This is a genomic window from Acinetobacter sp. YH12156 (assembly GCF_013418235.1).
In the GTDB taxonomy this organism is placed as follows: domain Bacteria; phylum Pseudomonadota; class Gammaproteobacteria; order Pseudomonadales; family Moraxellaceae; genus Acinetobacter; species Acinetobacter pseudolwoffii.
Genome location: NZ_VPCL01000003.1, coordinates 101,822 through 117,760, shown reverse-complemented (window position 1 = coordinate 117,760; position 15,939 = coordinate 101,822). Strand labels below are relative to the sequence as shown.

Genomic DNA, 15,939 nt, shown 5'->3' with positions numbered 1-15,939 from the left:
ATTCAAATCTCTAGAATCCCCCTCTGACTCCCCCTTTTCTAAGGGGGAGAACCCCATTTATTTCGTGGAGTCCCTCTCCTTTCTTAAAGGAGAGGTTAGGAGAGGATTAAATAAAAAGTTTTAAGCAAACTGGCGTAAGAAACGCACATCATTTTGGAAGAACATACGTAAGTCGTTCACACCGTAGCGCAACATCGCAAAACGTTCTACGCCCAGTCCGAAAGCAAAACCTTTGTATTTCTCAGGGTCAATGCCGGCAGCTTGTAGCACATTTGGATGCACCATACCGCAGCCCAAAACTTCTAACCAGCGACCGCGTTCATCCATGATATCCACTTCAGCACTCGGCTCAGTGAACGGGAAATAAGATGGACGGAAGCGTACTTTCAAATCTTTTTCGAAGAATTCATTCAGCAGGTTAATCAACAAACCTTTCAGTTCTGCGAAGCTGGTATTTTCAGCCACATACAAACCTTCGATCTGATGGAACATTGGCGAATGGGTTTGATCCGAGTCACAACGATAGACACGGCCCGGACACACGATCTGGATCGGTGGCTGTTGTGTTTCCATCGTACGGATCTGTACACCAGACGTATGCGTACGTAGCAAATGATTTACATCGAAGTAAAAGGTGTCATGCATGGCACGCGCCGGGTGATGCCCCGGAATATTCAGCGCTTCAAAGTTATGATAGTCATCTTCAACTTCAGGACCAGTGGCCACCGTAAAACCGGCTTTGGTAAAGAACTGACAAATACGCTCTTGTACCTGGGTCACAGGGTGGATACTGCCCACCTGTTGACCACGACCGGGCAAGGTAATATCAATGGTTTCGCTTGCCAATTTTTGTTCTAAAGCCGCTTTATGCAGTTCAGCTTGACGTGATGTTAATGCAGCGGTAATGGCTTCGCGTACAGCATGGATTTGTGCACCGAAGACTTTACGTTGTTCAGGATCCATTTTACCAAGCGACTTAGATTGTTCCGCGAGCTGGCTTTTTTTCCCCGTAAATTGCACTCGTACTTGATCAAGTGCAGCAAGGTCTTCTGCTGCTGCAATCGCAGCGAGCGCTTCAGTGGTCAGGGCTTCCAGTGACATAGTAACTCTCAAAGCAACAGGTTAAAAAATATTTTAAAACCCCACATTCTAACAGTTTTTAGACACTTTGATGAAGATACGTTTTAAGGAAAATTAGATTGGCATGATTAAATATAAAAAGTATAAGATAAACACAATATCAATCAGATCAAATCACTATGGCACTCGATCAAATTTGGAAACAGCAGCTGACCTTGGTCACTTATGGCAATGAGTATCTGACTCAGGACCTGAGTTTCAATCGTTGGATTCAACATTCCATTTTTAATCAGCATCAGTTTGCCTTCCGGGATCTGATGTCACAGCACCTATTGGCCCAGCATTTTCAGATTTGGCTGGAAGGACTTAAAAAACAAGGGGTTCGCCGACTAAGCTTGCATCGCTCGGATTTACTGGTTGATGAAAAAAATCCGAATGCCAATGTCGAGCTGCTACCTCTGGCGCATTTTATCGTCAGCCATGGTGCCAAAGCCAAAACTGCCTGGATTATTGGCAAAGAATTGCCGGAATGGTATAGCGCAGACAATGATTACGAAGCGCCTAAATCGCAGCAATCCCCTTTACGTCATGAAACATTCTGGTGTTATGAGCTGAATCCCAAACTGGCCAAGCGTATTGACACAGATCTGGAAGCACCGAACTGGGATGATATTCAGGCTTATACCAATTATGAGTTATTTGAAAGCAGCCTAGCTCAAGATTTTATAGAACCGGCGTATACCAATCTTCCATACTACGGCACGATACCGGCAATTCAGGCAGATACAGAAAGTCATTTGGCCCTGATTCCAACCGACTATTCAGCTGATTATGCCCATCAGACTTTATACCGGCTAGATGCATTGAATGACTTTATTCAAACGAAAATCCAGCATCCCTATCGTGCAGATGGCGAAGTACTCAGTCCGGAGCAACAACTTAACCTGCGACATTTTTCGCAAAAAATTGATGATTTAAGTGCTAAATTCATCAGCAAAGTCGCCAACCACTATAAAACGGCACAGCTAACACCTAAAGTTGCGCCTGATCCATTTGTGGGTATGAGTACCGAAGACCGCTCACCAAAAATTTCTAAAGCAGAAAAACCTCAGGACCCAGGCAAATCCAGTTCATCTGCAAATGTGCTGACCTTAATTGTGATTACCGTGATTATCTGTCTGATTGGCTACTATTTCGGCCTTTAACATTTTGCCAGAAAAGCTTGAATATCCCGGGCAGAATTCAATGGAGATGTTGATACTCAGGAGCAGACATCAGCTTGAAATAATGCTGGCGCTTTTATAATAGATTTTGATCATCCAATCTATGAGGGAATTAAGGACAAGCAGCTGTCTGAAAATTTCAGCATTATTTGAATGAGCCGAAGCTGTTATTTGCTGATCGCCCGGAAATGCTCTTTTAATTGATCGGTGCATATAGTGAGATAAAAGGATAAATCAGCCCTACAGTGTAAAGGCTGATTTATTTTCTATCGTTTTTTCCCAGGTTTTAGATTTTTCTACGTTGAGCTAGCTTGGCCAGAGTATTTAAAAATTAAATGTCCCACTGATAATATAAATCTTTAAGATTCTCGCCCAGATCACTGGCATCTCCTTCACTGACAAAATAGGCGCCGGTCTTTTCATAAAAATAACGACTGGAATTCAGGTTTAATACGCTGCATTGCATATGCTGGTAGGATTTTTCTCGACTTAAACCCAGACCCAATTGAACCAAATCACGTCCAATGCCGCGACCTTGAATATTTTGAAGCAAATAAAGTGCTCTCAATTCACTAATTGGTGCATCCACCGGAAAATTGAAAGCAGCAAAGCCCAGCACCTGAGCATCTTCTTCATAGACAAATACCCGTCGATTTTCCTGTTCAAGCACAGAACGCCACAAGGCGGCTCTTTGTTCTACACTCAACTTATCGAGAATTTCTGGTTTAATGATATTTTTATAGCTTTCACGCCAGCTTTGTACGTGCACTTGGGCAATCGGCAGAACATCCTGTTGAGTGGCAAGTCGAATCATTATTTTTAAGCCTTATTTTTAATTATGCAGTTTAACAATGACTAAAAAATATAGGATTTACAATACTGATTTTTAAATAATATTTAGAATGACTACTTTTATTTAAGCATAAAAAAAGACCGCCAAATGGCGGTCTTTTTTCAAGTCATAAAGACTTATGCAGCCAACGCATCTTTTGCTTTTTGAGCAATCGCAGCAAACGCAACTGCGTCATGCATAGCGATGTCAGCAAGAACGCGACGGTCAATGATTACTTGAGCTTTTTTCAAGCCAGAAATCATGCGGCTGTATGACAAACCGTTTTGACGTGCACCAGCATTGATACGTGCAATCCACAAAGCGCGGAATTGACGTTTCTTCTGACGACGGTCACGGTATGCATATTGACCAGCTTTGATTACCGCCTGGAACGCTACGCGGTAAACGCGTGAACGAGCACCATAGTAACCTTTAGCGCGAGCAAGAATTTTTTTGTGACGGCGATGAGCCTGTACACCACGTTTTACACGAGCCATTTATAATCTCCTTAGATGTACGGGCACATACGACGAACTGAAGCAACGTCACTTACGTGAACCATTACACAGCCGCGCAATTGACGAATACGCTTAGCAGATTTTTTGGTCAAAATGTGGCGTTTGAACGCTTGTTTACGCTTAAAACCGTTAGCAGTCGCTTTAAAGCGTTTAGCTGCACCACGGCGAGTTTTCATCTTAGGCATAACAACCTCTTTTGAACACCTGTTCGGCTCGTTTGCACCATTACAAAACGACCTGCAGGTAAGGGAGCGAGTATTCTAAAGCATCTTTGTTTAAAACAAAAGCATCTTCATCCAATAAGCGAATTTAAACAGGATGGTTTTATGATTTCACTTTAAAAATAGTGCGCAAAACAGAATCAGAAAAATCGCTTCAGGTTTAGAACAGGGCAAAAGCCGCATAAATAAACAGATAACGTCCAATTTTCGCCAGGCTGACAATGAGCAAAAATCGGGCAAAGTTTTCTTTCAGTAGTCCTGCAATTAAAGTAATTGGATCTCCAATAATAGGCACCCAGCTCAGCAGCAAAGACCAATAGCCATATTTCTGATATATCATTTGTGCCTTGAGCATCTTGTCTTCTGACACCGGAAACCATTTTTTATTTTTATAATGCTCGATTTTGAGCCCCAGATACCAGTTGACACAGGAACCCAGAATATTCCCCAGACTGGCCACCGCAATTAACAGTGCCACACTATGGCTTGCCTGTACCAAAAGACCAAGCAGCACAGCTTCAGACTGTAAAGGCAGTAATGTCGCTGCACCGAAGGCTGATAGAAAGAGCAGAAACAGGCTCATGCCAGTATTAACGGCTTAAACGCAGTTTTTTCTTGGCTTTGCTATATTCCCAGCTGGACCACAGTACTGCTGCCACCATTGCCATGATCCGTCCCCATTTATACTGCTGGGTAATGGGTTCAATCGCTGCACGCAAAATCTGCTGATCTTTGGTATTGAGAGCAGCAATTACCTGATCAATATGTACAATTTCAGCAATATAAAGTACTAAACATGCAGCAATACCGAAGAGAATACTCCAGTAAATTCGGGTATTGCTTTCAACAATCTTGGTAAAATTCAGAAGAAAATCGTTCATATATCCATCCAATAAAAAACCACCTTAAGGGTGGCTTTATTTATTTAAGGCTATTTTAGCATAAAGGCTGCAGCTTAACTGACCTGTATAGCAAGCGCTTTCTGAACTGCAGGACGTGCATTCAAGCGATCGATATATTTAGCCACTTCAGGATAATCTGCCAGGTTAATCTGCTGCCAGTCGTGTCGCAACAACCACGGGAATATCGCCATATCGGCAATCGAGTATTCACCAGCCACATAATCCTGCCCGACCAGCTGCTTGTTTAGCACGCCATACAGACGTTTGCTTTCATTGACATAACGCTCGGTGGCATAGGCGATACGCTCAGGCGCAAAACGGCTAAAGTGATGATTTTGCCCAAGCATCGGGCCTAGTCCACCCATTTGCCACATCAGCCATTGTTCTACCTGAATACGTTTGATTTCATCTGTCGGATAGAACATGCCGGTTTTACGACCTAAATACTGCAAAATCGCACCCGATTCAAAGATTGAAATCGGCTGGCCATCTGGCCCTTCCTGATCGACCATCGCCGGAATTTTATTGTTAGGAGAAATAGCCAGAAAGTCAGACTGGAACTGGTCATTTTCCAGAATATTAATCGGAAAAATTTGATACTTCAGCCCCATTTCTTCCAAAGCAATGCTAATTTTATGGCCATTGGGGGTGCCCCAATAATATAAATCGATCATTTTTTTAATACTCCCTGCACTTTATCTATGCCATGATGCATTCAACATAGAGGATTCAGCCAGAAACAACAAGTCTGTATTTTAAAAATATTTTTATATAAATATCATTATCTTAATAAAAATTCATGTATTTTTTTATTTTTTATCTTGAAAATTTTTACAGCAGACACATATTTATTTGTGCATAAGGATTGCGTCAATCTTATGTACTGTCGATGTCTGACATGACAGATCTTATTTTCTTGTTTTTATAACTTTGCTTAATCGAGAAGGTTCTAATCATGAGCAACTTAAATCTTCATCCTCTGTTTCGTCGTAGTATCGGTTTTGATCGCTTGAATGACTTTATTGACTATGCCATGCAAAGTGATGCGCCGAATTATCCCCCGTATAATATCGAAAAGCATGGCGAAAATAATTATCGGATTGTGGTCGCAACTGCGGGTTTCCGTCAAGAAGAACTCGACATTCGTCTGGAAAATAAGTTACTGACCATTTTAGGTAAGCCTGAAAACCAGAGCAATGACCATACCGAATTCTTGCACAAAGGCATTGCACGACGTACATTTAAATTGTCTTTGCGTCTGGATGAATATATTGAAGTACAACAGGCAGATTATGAAAATGGTCTATTGATCATTGACTTGCAACGTATCATTCCAGAAGAGAAATTGCCGCGCCAAATTCCGATTGGCAATAAACTGCTGATCGAAAATGATGAAAAATCAGTTGAATAAGCTGGATTTGACTTAAAAGAAGGGCCCAAAAGGGCCTTTCTTTTTGACTCCAGATTCTCTAAGCTCATTAAAATAATACGCTTTATGATCATAAAAATAAGCTATGAACGCGTCAGAAAAAATCCTGTTTCATCAGAGTAGTCCGATCATGCGCGCTATCGGATATTTACTACTCTGTTATCCGGTTGGCATATTCAGCATTTTTTATTTAAGCAGTCTGCGTAGCAATTCCAGCTTTCTGCAAGGATTGTTATTTTTATGGCAGGAATCGCCTGGCTTTTATGTTTATATCGGCGGCTTTCTTGGTTTTTCGTTGCTCATGCTGGGAACCAAACTAAAAATAACGTCTCAGGCAATTTATTATACTTTGGCCGGTTTCCGGATCAGCCTCTGCTTAAAACGGCACTCGGTACACTATAGCTTTCTGAATCCGCGATACGATTCTCTCAAAGCCCATCTCAAGCGCTGGCTGAGTAGAACTCCAGCGCATGTCATCAGTCAACGCGATGGCACGCTAGATTTTAGATTATGCCAGCCTGGTCTGATCAACCAAATCTGTCTCGGGTTTTTCCGGATTCAATTGTCAATGTTTTCCCGGCAACAGGCTCAACAGATTATGCAGGCCATACAAACTGCCTGGAATTTTAGGGCATAAAAAAAGCCCTGCATCTGCAGGGCTTTGTTCGCTTCATGAGTGCTTACTTTTTCTTTTTAGGACCAAGCAGCATACCCATTTGACGGCCTTCCATTTTCGGCATCTGTTCAACAGTACCGAATTCAGCCACGTCAGCTTCAATTTTTTGCAATTGAGCCAGACCCAACTGTTGGTGCGCCATTTCACGGCCACGGAAACGAAGGGTGATTTTCACCTTGTTACCTTCTTCAAGGAACTTGATGATTGCACGTAGTTTTACGTTGTAATCACCAACATCAGTACCCGGGCGTAGCTTGATTTCTTTCACCTGGACTTGATGTTGTTTTTTCTTCGCTTCTTTCTGCTTTTGCTTAAGATCAAACAAATGCTTGTTGAAGTCCATGATCTTACATACTGGTGGCTCAGCATTGGCTACGATCTCGACAAGATCAAGTTCCACACTTTCTGCTGCGCGCAGGGCTTCAGCTAAGCTTACAATCCCTTTTTGCTCACCATTTTCGTCTACAAGACGGACTTCTTTCGCACGAATTTCATCATTCAAGGCAGGACGGTTTGATTTGTTACCGCCCTGTTGATTACGGTCAGGCTGTTTAATCGCTGTTACTCCACAATGTACCGGCCGCGTTCGGCAACGGCTGCTTTTACTAGGTCAACGAAAGCATCGATTGACATAGTACCCAAATTTTTTCCTGAGCGGGTACGGACGTTTACTGTACCTTCTTCAACTTCACGGTCCCCAAGTACCAGTAAGTAAGGAATACGCTCTAAAGTACGTTCACGAATCTTAAAGCCGATTTTCTCATTTCTCAAGTCAGAAATTGCACGAATACCGTTTTCTTTAAGTTTTGCGACAACTGACTCACATGCTTCTGCCTGAGAATCGGTAATATTCATCACACACGCTTGCATCGGCGCCAACCAAGGTGGCATGAAACCTGCGTAGTGTTCAATCAGTATACCAATAAAACGTTCAAAACTGCCAAGAATTGCACGATGTAACATTACTGGCTGATCGCGGTCGTTATCTTCTGTGACATAAGACGCATCTAAACGTTCTGGCAAGTTAAAGTCACACTGAATGGTACCACACTGCCAGACACGCCCCAGACAGTCTTTCAGAGAGAATTCAATCTTTGGACCATAGAATGCACCCTCGCCCGGCTGAAGCTCCCATTCAAGACCCGCAGCATCTAAAGCATCTGCTAAAGATTTTTCAGCCATATCCCAAAGTTTGTCATCACCGACACGTTTTTCAGGACGTGTTGATAATTTCATTTGTACTTCTTCGAAGCCAAAATCTTTGTATACGTCGAGTGTCAATTTGATAAAGTCTGCAACTTCAGGCCCAATCTGTTCTTTGGTACAGAAGATATGCGCATCATCTTGGGTAAAGCCACGTACACGCATAATGCCGTGTAAAGAACCTGATGGCTCGTTACGGTGACATGAACCAAATTCTGCCAGACGTACCGGAAGATCACGGTATGATTTTAAACCCTGGTTGAACACTTGTACGTGACAAGGACAGTTCATTGGTTTAACCGCGTAGTTACGGTTTTCAGAATGCGTGGTGAACATGTTGTCTGCATAGTTGGCAGCATGTCCTGATTTTTCCCACAGCGTGAAATCAACCACTTGCGGGGTACGGATTTCTTCATAGCCGTTGTCTTGCTGAACTTTACGCATGTATTGTTCAAGTACCTGGTAAATGGTCCAGCCGTTCGGATGCCAGAACACCATACCCGGTGCTTCTTCTTGCATATGGAACAAGTCTAGCGCTTTACCAATTTTACGGTGATCGCGTTTTTCTGCTTCTTCAATACGTTTTACATAAGCTGCAAGCTGTTTCTTGTCTGCCCACGCTGTACCATAAATACGTTGTAATTGTTCGTTTTTCGCATCACCGCGCCAGTAAGCGCCCGAGATTTTAGTCAGCTTGAACGATTTTAAGAATTTGGTATTTGGAACGTGCGGACCACGGCACATATCCAAGTAATCTTGATGGTAGTACAAGCCCATTTGTGTTTCTTCAGGCATGTCGTTGATCAAGCGTAATTTGTATTCTTCGCCACGCGCTGTGAATTCTGCAATCACTTCGTCACGCGGGGTCATTTTTTTCACAACATCATAGTCTTGATCGATGAGCTTTTTCATACGCTCTTCGATGGCTGCCATGTCGTCTAATGTGAATGGACGTGGCATCCAGATGTCATAGTAGAAACCTTCTTCAATGACCGGACCAATGACCATCTTTGCTTCTGGGAACAGTTGCTTAACCGCATGACCCACCAAATGCGCGCAAGAGTGACGAATAATTTCGACACCGGCTTCGTCTTTAGGCGTAATAATTTGTAAGGTTGCATCTTCAGTGATGAGATCAGACGCATCCACTAAACGGTCATTTACACGACCAGCAACGGTATTTTTTGCAAGACCAGGACCAATGCTGAGTGCAACGTCCATCACAGATACGGCTTGATCAAACTGTTTTTGATCGCCATTTGGCAAAGTGATAATTGGCATAAGAAATCCTTAAGGAGTGATGCCCCGTACCATGGAGCATGTCACCGCGAGATTATGATCGAGGAAAACCTCAAAAGATAAAAACGGTGGATAAATAAAATCGATTCGAATTTTACACGGCTTGGCCGCATGATTAAACCTTTTCCCCAATAAAAATCAGATTTACCCCCAAATCTTTCCCTGATCTTTAAAGACTTAGGCTCATCTCTTAATTCAAAATGTGGTTATTCCCGGAAAGTCTGCCACTCAATAAATGTTCTCTCACGATAAACATAGAGCTGGGCAAATTGCGGAATGATGGCTTCACTTTGTGTCGGCCTTAAAAACACATAATCATCGACATGAATATTGCATTGCCTAGGTACCTGAAGCATTTCCTGATTACTACTGCGACCATACAACAGATGCGGCCGGCTTTTTTCAGGATAAATATAATCTGCCTGCCAATAGCCACCATAGATAAATAGTGCTTTATGCCGATGCGGCAAATGATTCAGCATTTCCAGACCCGGAATCTGGCTATAAGACAATACCTTTAAAATCGGTGTGGCAATCCAGAGCGCACATTTTAAAGCGGATAAATTGTCCAGATCGAAGTCACTGGGTTTGAGCAGCATCGAGCCAAAAGCCAGATCATTACAGACACTCTGCTGGCAATGCTGCATAAAGGTCGGACTGCCACCACCGTTAAAACACAAATCTGCCCGCCATAAATCTGGGAATTGCTGCTGAATAGTATTTTTATATTGTTGATAAATCTGCTGCGATTGCTGATAACTTTTTTCGGGGCTTTTCAAAATATTCGGCAATTTGGCGACATGTGCATCATAGCCCATCAACCCCGAAAGCCTGAGAGCGTCGGGATATTGCTGAATGAGTTTGAGTAAGGCTATTAACTGTTGCTGACTACTCACCCCACCACGATGTAAGCCGACATCAATTTCAATATTGATATTTAACTGAAGATTAGATTCTTGAGCGAATTGCAGATATTGCTTCAAGCGCTTTATGTCATCGATCAGCCATTGAATATTGCTTTGATCATTTGCTTTATTTTGTTCAGGAACGTTTTGATAAAAACCTTGTACCGCATGAATTGGCATCGGTTTACCCAGCAAGATATCGGCCTGTTCAAATGCTCTCATCATTTCTAAAAGATGGGGTAAATGAAATACCATAAATCGTCGGGTATTCAGCTTTTCACTGGCCAGTTTGAGTAGCGGGATACTGGCTAGAGACTTCACCACCAGACGCGGCTTGAGCTGCGCAGGGATTTTTGCCTGTACAATCTCCAGATTCTGCTGATATTGAGCCAGATCCAGAATCAGTTGCGGTGTACCAGTTCCCTGCTGCTGCAAATCTTGGGTCAGTTGCTGAAAATACTTCGATTGCATAATTCGCTCCTGCTATTCAGACAAAAATAACTGCTGTAAATGCGGATTCAGCCATTTTTGCTGCGGATCCAGTTGCTGGCGCAATCTCATAAAATCATCCCATTTTGGGTAAAGATCACACAGCGAAGCGGCTGTCATGCTGTGCAACTTTCCCCAATGTGGCCGTCCCTGATACTTCTGAAAAATCGGCTCGACCAGATCGAAAATAGCTCGGCAATCCTGTTTATAAAATTGATGAATCGAAATCGAAACCGAATCACGCTGATAAAAAGGACTCAGCCAGATCTCATCGCCTTTGACATAACGGAATTCGATCGGGAAAAACATCGGCACATTCTGCTTCCTTAAGGTGGCTAAAACCTCCTGCAGACATTGCAAGCCGGAATCGACCGGAAGCTGATATTCCATTTCATTAAATCTGGTCTGACGCGGAGTCGGAAAAATCCGGGATGACCAATCTACATAACAACTCGGTTTAACAAAAACACTGAGCAGTTTTTGCAGATAAGGATTAGATGCAGGAATAAATCGGGTCAATTCAGAACACAAGCTCAATAACGCATCTTCAGATGGCCAGTTCTCCTGCCTTGGCTGAATTTCATCATCCGTTTCATCCAGGGTTTTTAGCATGACCTGATCGGCATGCAGAAATGCCCAAAATTCAATATGCCGGTGCTGATGTTTCCATTGATCGATATGCGCAAATACTTCTTTTAATGGACACAGCCGAATCTGTTCTTTTAATTTATAGCGCGGACGATTTTGCAGGGTAATTTTGGTCAATATCCCCAGACTACCTAACGCCACACGCCCCGCTTGGAAGATGTCCGCATTTTGCTGACGATCACATTGCAACAGCTCTCCATCTGCAGTCAGCAATTCAAAACCGTCCACAAAAGCAGATAAACAGGGTAAATCGATGCCGGTGCCATGCGTTCCCGTGGAAATCGCTCCCGCCAGACTTTGCTGATCAATATCACCCTGATTGGGTAAAGCTTGATTGATCGGGGCAATATATTCACCTAAATCATATAAACGCGTACCAGCGTGCACGGTACATTGAACTTTTGCCTCATCCAAAGCCACCACACCTTTTAAATGATCGAGATGAAGCAGCACATCATTGGTTTTAGCCAAAGCACTAAATGAATGCCCCGCACCTACTGCACGAATCTTTGCCTGTGACTTCACCAAACCTTGTAATTCGCTTATTTCTCTGGGCTGAAAAACTTGAGGAGCGCTGTGCTGACTCCCTGACCAGTTTCGCCAGACTGCATTCGCCTGTTGTATTTTCATTATTATTCTCTGGCTCATATTATTTTACTGACTCAATTAGAGTAAAATACCTAAAAAATCAAATATGGGAACCCACGGGTTCAAAAAAATCAAATAGGGCTAAATATTTTAATTAATATTCAATGACTTAAAATTTATATTAATTTACTCGACTAAAGCATAAATGCAAGATTTCGAAGAAGTGCATATCTTTTCAAAAGGATATGAAAATAACGATACAACGGAGTTTTACCATGGTTAGCGCATACGATGAATTACCGCGTACCCCCGCAAATTTTGTAGCCTTGTCACCTTTACGCTATCTAGATCGTGCAGCTTATATCTATCCGAATCAAAATGCGATTATTCATGGTCAGCGCCGCATTACCTGGCGTGAAAAATACAATCGCTGCCGTCAGTTTGCCAACCAACTCCAAAAATTAGGCATCGGTAAAAATGATACCGTGTCTGTCCTGCTGCCTAACGTCCCTGCCATGATTGAAGCGCACTTTGCTGTGCCAATGGCAGGTGCGGTACTCAATACCTTAAATACCCGTCTGGATGCCAAAACCCTTGCCTTTATGCTGGAGCATGCTGAAAGCAAAGTCTTACTGGTCGACCCTGAATTTACAGCGCTTGCGACCGAAGCACTGGCGCTGGTTTCACAAGAGATCTATGTGATTGATGTGGCCGATGCAGAGTTTGAAGGTGAAGACAGCCGTATTGGTCAAATCGAATATGAAGACTGGATTGCCCAAGGCGATGCAAATTTTGACTGGCATTTGCCTCAAGATGAATGGGATGCGATCAGCTTAAGTTACACCTCTGGCACCACGGGTAATCCGAAAGGTGTGGTCTATCATCACCGCGGTGCCTACATTAATGCCGCCAGTAATATCATTGCTTGTGGCATGATGCCGCGTGCCACCTATTTATGGACACTGCCACTGTTCCACTGTAATGGCTGGTGCTTTGCATGGACTATGGCGGCCAACGGCGGAACCAACGTCTGCCTGCGTAAAGTCGATGCCGAACTGATTTTCAAACTAATTGCTGAACATAAAGTCGATTACTTCTGTGGCGCACCGATTGTCCTGTCAATGCTGATCAATACGCCTGAAGAGAAAAAGACCAAAATTGACCATCGTGTCGAAGTCATGGTGGCGGGTGCTGCCCCGCCGGCTGCAATTATTGAAGGCATGCGTAATATCGGAATTAATGTGACGCATGTTTACGGTTTGACTGAAACCTACGGCCCTTCTGCGCTCTGTGCATCACAGGCTGGCTGGAGTGATTTGTCTATTCAGGAACAGGCGCAATTGCATTCACGTCAGGGCGTGCCATATCCGCTACAAGATGGTATGAAAGTGCTTGATCCTGACACCATGCAGGAAGTTCCGCATGATGGTCAGACCATGGGCGAGATCATGTTCCGTGGCAATATCGTGATGAAAGGTTATCTGAAAAATCCGGAAGCGACCGCAGAAGCCTTTGCCGGTGGCTGGTTCCATACCGGCGATCTGGCCGTGTGTCAGCCTGATGGCTATGCCAAAATTACTGACCGATCTAAAGACGTGATTATTTCCGGAGGGGAAAATATTTCCTCGCTAGAAGTCGAAGAAGTGCTGTATCAGCATCCTGCCATTTTAACGGCAGCTGTTGTGGCCAAGCCGGATCCACGCTGGCAGGAAGTACCATGTGCCTTTGTAGAACTCAAAGCAGGACAAACTGCAACAGCGGAAGAGATTATAGAATTTTGCAAACAGCATCTGGCGCGTTTTAAAGTGCCTAAAGATGTTGTGATTACCGAAATTCCAAAAACCTCGACCGGAAAATTGCAGAAATTTGTTTTACGCGAATGGGCCAAAGAACGCGCTGAAGGTGAGTTTTCTTAATTCCATACCAGTGTGTTTTTTCAAAATCTACTCAATAAAAAATCGTGCCAAGTTTTCTTAGCACGATTTTTTTTAACTTACCTTCTCCAAACCTATCCCATAGGAAGAGGCTGATCAGAACAGTTACATCTCAACCATTTCCACGCCATCAATACGTGCCACAGTCATCAAGTCTTTATCACCACGACCTGAAACCGTCGCAATAATGATTTGATCCTTGTCCATGGTCGGTGCAAGTTTAGACACATAAGCCATGGCATGTGCGCTTTCCAGCGCCGGAATAATGCCTTCAATCTTGGTTAAATCACGGAAACCCTGTAGGGCTTCATTGTCCGTGATCGGTACATAGTTCACACGTTCCATATCTTTCAGGAAGCTATGTTCTGGCCCCACACCCGGATAATCCAGACCGGCAGAAATTGAATGCGTTTCAATGATCTGACCTTCTTTATCAGACATCAGGTAAGTTCGGTTTCCATGCAGTACACCGACATGACCGGCATTCAATGGCGCTGAATGTTTACCGCTTTCAATACCCAAACCCGCGGCTTCTACACCGTACATTTGCACATCTTGATCGTTCAGGAATGGGTAGAACAAGCCCATTGCATTGGAACCACCACCAACACAGGCTACCAAGGCATCAGGCAGACGACCAGCTTGCTCCTGAATCTGACGGCGTGCTTCACGGCCAATAATCGACTGGAAATCACGTACCAGCTGCGGATATGGATGTGGGCCTGCCACGGTACCAATCACATAGTAAGTTGAATCGACATTGGTTACCCAGTCACGCATGGCTTCGTTCATGGCATCTTTCAAGGTTTTAGAGCCACTTTGTACAGGCACAACTGTCGCACCAAGCAAACGCATACGGTACACGTTCATGGCCTGACGTTTAACATCTTCAGCGCCCATAAATACCACGCACTCAAGACCTAAACGTGCTGCAATTGTGGCAGTTGCTACACCATGCTGACCGGCACCTGTTTCGGCAATAATACGTTTTTTGCCTGACAATTTTGCAAGCAAGGCCTGACCAATAGTGTTGTTGACCTTATGCGAACCGGTATGGTTCAGGTCTTCACGTTTCAGATAAATTTGCGCACCACCCAACTCTTTCGACCATCGTTCAGCATGATATAAAGGACTCGGACGACCGACGTAAAACGCCAGATCACGGTCAAATTCTGCCAAAAACTGTGCATCATCTTTCATACGGAAGTAGAGCTTTTCCAAGTCTTCTAAAGCCGCCATGAGTGTTTCTGACACAAAACGTCCGCCATGAATACCGAAATGCCCGCGTTCATCCGGGAATTGGGTATAGTCAACTGCCTGACTGTTCTGGCTAGTATTTTGCTGATCCACGATGGACTCCTTGCATAAAGCGTTCTATGAGTTGTTGGTCTTTAATACCTTTTGCGGACTCGACACCGCCACTCACATCTACGGCATAGGCCTGTGTGGTGAGAATTGCCTGTTCGATATTGTCAGGATTTAAACCGCCTGCCAAGATCAAGGGAATATCAAGTTTGGGAAATGTCTCCCAATCGAAGCTGTGGCCCGTACCACCTTTCAGATCAGGATGCCATGCGTCTAACAGCACTGCACTCGCACCAGCATCTTGATAACGTTGAATTTCTGTAACTACGTCAAGATCAGGTTTGACCTGAATGGCCTTGTACCAGCGGCGTCCGACCTGTTGAGCGATTGTCTGACATTGTTCCGGCGTTTCATCACCATGGAATTGCACAATATCAAGATGAACCGTTTGCAAGATATCCTGAATCTCATTAGCTGAATGATTCACGAACAGTCCAACCACTTGCACATAAGGTGCAATGGCTTGAACCAGTTGAGCAGCTTGCTCTGCTGTAACAGCTCGGGGACTCGGTGGATAAAATACGAATCCTATCGCATCTGCACCTGCGTTCACCACAGCATGAACATCTTCGACTCGGGTGATTCCACAAATTTTGGCACGGGTTCGCATATTATGTTGGCTCTAGA

At 43.8% G+C, this 15,939-nt stretch carries 17 protein-coding genes; 4 read left to right on the top strand and 13 right to left on the bottom strand.

What is annotated here, in order from left to right; translation table 11 throughout:
* Positions 1–120: 120 nt before the first annotated feature.
* Complete coding sequence (gene pheS / locus FTU87_RS05405) at positions 121–1,101, bottom strand: phenylalanine--tRNA ligase subunit alpha (protein WP_005095803.1); 981 nt, start codon at positions 1,099–1,101, stop codon at positions 121–123.
* Positions 1,102–1,259: 158 nt separating this feature from the next.
* Between pheS and FTU87_RS05400 the strand changes: the two genes are divergently transcribed.
* Positions 1,260–2,285, top strand: coding sequence for a hypothetical protein (locus FTU87_RS05400; RefSeq protein WP_180096771.1), 1,026 nt, complete (start codon positions 1,260–1,262; stop codon positions 2,283–2,285).
* Between the two features lie 349 nt (positions 2,286–2,634).
* Here FTU87_RS05400 and FTU87_RS05395 read toward each other — a convergent pair whose 3' ends face one another.
* The 6 genes from FTU87_RS05395 to FTU87_RS05370 form a co-directional block, all read right to left on the bottom strand.
* Positions 2,635–3,117, bottom strand: a complete 483-nt coding sequence (locus FTU87_RS05395) for a GNAT family N-acetyltransferase (RefSeq protein ID WP_180096770.1) — start codon at positions 3,115–3,117, stop codon at positions 2,635–2,637.
* Between the two features lie 155 nt (positions 3,118–3,272).
* Positions 3,273–3,632, bottom strand: coding sequence for a 50S ribosomal protein L20 (gene rplT, locus FTU87_RS05390; RefSeq protein WP_005095799.1), 360 nt, complete (start codon positions 3,630–3,632; stop codon positions 3,273–3,275).
* An 11-nt stretch (positions 3,633–3,643) separates the two neighbouring features.
* The gene (gene rpmI / locus FTU87_RS05385; RefSeq protein ID WP_004278281.1) at positions 3,644–3,838 is read right to left on the bottom strand and encodes a 50S ribosomal protein L35; all 195 of its coding nucleotides are present in this window, start codon (positions 3,836–3,838) and stop codon (positions 3,644–3,646) included.
* A 196-nt stretch (positions 3,839–4,034) separates the two neighbouring features.
* The gene (locus FTU87_RS05380) at positions 4,035–4,457 is read right to left on the bottom strand and encodes a YqaA family protein (protein WP_005095796.1); all 423 of its coding nucleotides are present in this window, start codon (positions 4,455–4,457) and stop codon (positions 4,035–4,037) included.
* Between the two features lie 7 nt (positions 4,458–4,464).
* Positions 4,465–4,755 (bottom strand): hypothetical protein, encoded by a 291-nt coding sequence (locus tag FTU87_RS05375; protein ID WP_100329202.1) that lies wholly within the window; start codon positions 4,753–4,755, stop codon positions 4,465–4,467.
* Between the two features lie 74 nt (positions 4,756–4,829).
* Complete coding sequence (locus tag FTU87_RS05370) at positions 4,830–5,450, bottom strand: glutathione binding-like protein (RefSeq protein ID WP_100355717.1); 621 nt, start codon at positions 5,448–5,450, stop codon at positions 4,830–4,832.
* A 281-nt stretch (positions 5,451–5,731) separates the two neighbouring features.
* Here FTU87_RS05370 and FTU87_RS05365 point away from each other — a divergent pair, with 281 nt between their 5' ends.
* Together FTU87_RS05365 and FTU87_RS05360 are read left to right on the top strand one after the other, a co-directional pair.
* Complete coding sequence (locus tag FTU87_RS05365; RefSeq protein WP_005095791.1) at positions 5,732–6,187, top strand: Hsp20 family protein; 456 nt, start codon at positions 5,732–5,734, stop codon at positions 6,185–6,187.
* A 103-nt stretch (positions 6,188–6,290) separates the two neighbouring features.
* Entirely contained in the window at positions 6,291–6,842 is a 552-nt protein-coding gene (locus FTU87_RS05360) for a hypothetical protein (RefSeq protein ID WP_180001465.1), read from the top strand.
* A 43-nt stretch (positions 6,843–6,885) separates the two neighbouring features.
* Here FTU87_RS05360 and infC read toward each other — a convergent pair whose 3' ends face one another.
* The 4 genes from infC to FTU87_RS05340 form a co-directional block, all read right to left on the bottom strand.
* Positions 6,886–7,383 carry a translation initiation factor IF-3 gene (gene infC, locus FTU87_RS05355; RefSeq protein ID WP_004647518.1) on the bottom strand — a complete coding sequence of 166 codons (498 nt, stop codon included), beginning with the start codon at positions 7,381–7,383 and terminating at the stop codon, positions 6,886–6,888.
* Between the two features lie 59 nt (positions 7,384–7,442).
* Entirely contained in the window at positions 7,443–9,365 is a 1,923-nt protein-coding gene (gene thrS / locus FTU87_RS05350; protein ID WP_005095787.1) for a threonine--tRNA ligase, read from the bottom strand.
* A gap of 224 nt (positions 9,366–9,589) precedes the next feature.
* The gene (locus FTU87_RS05345; protein WP_180096769.1) at positions 9,590–10,759 is read right to left on the bottom strand and encodes an alanine racemase; all 1,170 of its coding nucleotides are present in this window, start codon (positions 10,757–10,759) and stop codon (positions 9,590–9,592) included.
* 12 nt (positions 10,760–10,771) lie between these two features.
* Positions 10,772–12,055: a D-arabinono-1,4-lactone oxidase gene (locus tag FTU87_RS05340; RefSeq protein ID WP_180096768.1), complete on the bottom strand. Its 1,284-nt coding sequence runs from the start codon at positions 12,053–12,055 to the stop codon at positions 10,772–10,774.
* Between the two features lie 233 nt (positions 12,056–12,288).
* Here FTU87_RS05340 and FTU87_RS05335 point away from each other — a divergent pair, with 233 nt between their 5' ends.
* Positions 12,289–13,929: an acyl-CoA synthetase gene (locus tag FTU87_RS05335; protein ID WP_180040502.1), complete on the top strand. Its 1,641-nt coding sequence runs from the start codon at positions 12,289–12,291 to the stop codon at positions 13,927–13,929.
* A gap of 123 nt (positions 13,930–14,052) precedes the next feature.
* On the opposite strand, the gene trpB is transcribed toward FTU87_RS05335, so the two are convergent.
* Together trpB and FTU87_RS05325 are read right to left on the bottom strand one after the other, a co-directional pair.
* Entirely contained in the window at positions 14,053–15,297 is a 1,245-nt protein-coding gene (trpB, locus tag FTU87_RS05330) for a tryptophan synthase subunit beta (protein ID WP_180040504.1), read from the bottom strand.
* Positions 15,278–15,922, bottom strand: a complete 645-nt coding sequence (locus FTU87_RS05325; RefSeq protein WP_100329207.1) for a phosphoribosylanthranilate isomerase — start codon at positions 15,920–15,922, stop codon at positions 15,278–15,280. The genes trpB and FTU87_RS05325 overlap by 20 nt, the downstream gene beginning before the upstream one ends.
* Positions 15,923–15,939 lie beyond the last annotated feature (17 nt).

Bases quoted from the DNA above. Each gene is read 5' to 3' on its own strand.
- FTU87_RS05365 (WP_005095791.1), top strand. From the start codon at position 5,732: ATGAGCAACTTAAATCTTCATCCTCTGTTTCGTCGTAGTATCGGTTTT.
- rpmI (WP_004278281.1), bottom strand. From the start codon at position 3,838: ATGCCTAAGATGAAAACTCGCCGTGGTGCAGCTAAACGCTTTAAAGCG.
- FTU87_RS05335 (WP_180040502.1), top strand. From the start codon at position 12,289: ATGGTTAGCGCATACGATGAATTACCGCGTACCCCCGCAAATTTTGTA.
- FTU87_RS05400 (WP_180096771.1), top strand. From the start codon at position 1,260: ATGGCACTCGATCAAATTTGGAAACAGCAGCTGACCTTGGTCACTTAT.
- FTU87_RS05345 (WP_180096769.1), bottom strand. From the start codon at position 10,759: ATGCAATCGAAGTATTTTCAGCAACTGACCCAAGATTTGCAGCAGCAG.
- FTU87_RS05380 (WP_005095796.1), bottom strand. From the start codon at position 4,457: ATGAGCCTGTTTCTGCTCTTTCTATCAGCCTTCGGTGCAGCGACATTA.
- pheS (WP_005095803.1), bottom strand. From the start codon at position 1,101: ATGTCACTGGAAGCCCTGACCACTGAAGCGCTCGCTGCGATTGCAGCA.
- FTU87_RS05360 (WP_180001465.1), top strand. From the start codon at position 6,291: ATGAACGCGTCAGAAAAAATCCTGTTTCATCAGAGTAGTCCGATCATG.
- FTU87_RS05375 (WP_100329202.1), bottom strand. From the start codon at position 4,755: ATGAACGATTTTCTTCTGAATTTTACCAAGATTGTTGAAAGCAATACC.
- thrS (WP_005095787.1), bottom strand. From the start codon at position 9,365: ATGCCAATTATCACTTTGCCAAATGGCGATCAAAAACAGTTTGATCAA.
- rplT (WP_005095799.1), bottom strand. From the start codon at position 3,632: ATGGCTCGTGTAAAACGTGGTGTACAGGCTCATCGCCGTCACAAAAAA.
- FTU87_RS05340 (WP_180096768.1), bottom strand. From the start codon at position 12,055: ATGAAAATACAACAGGCGAATGCAGTCTGGCGAAACTGGTCAGGGAGT.
- FTU87_RS05395 (WP_180096770.1), bottom strand. From the start codon at position 3,117: ATGATTCGACTTGCCACTCAACAGGATGTTCTGCCGATTGCCCAAGTG.
- FTU87_RS05370 (WP_100355717.1), bottom strand. From the start codon at position 5,450: ATGATCGATTTATATTATTGGGGCACCCCCAATGGCCATAAAATTAGC.
- FTU87_RS05325 (WP_100329207.1), bottom strand. From the start codon at position 15,922: ATGCGAACCCGTGCCAAAATTTGTGGAATCACCCGAGTCGAAGATGTT.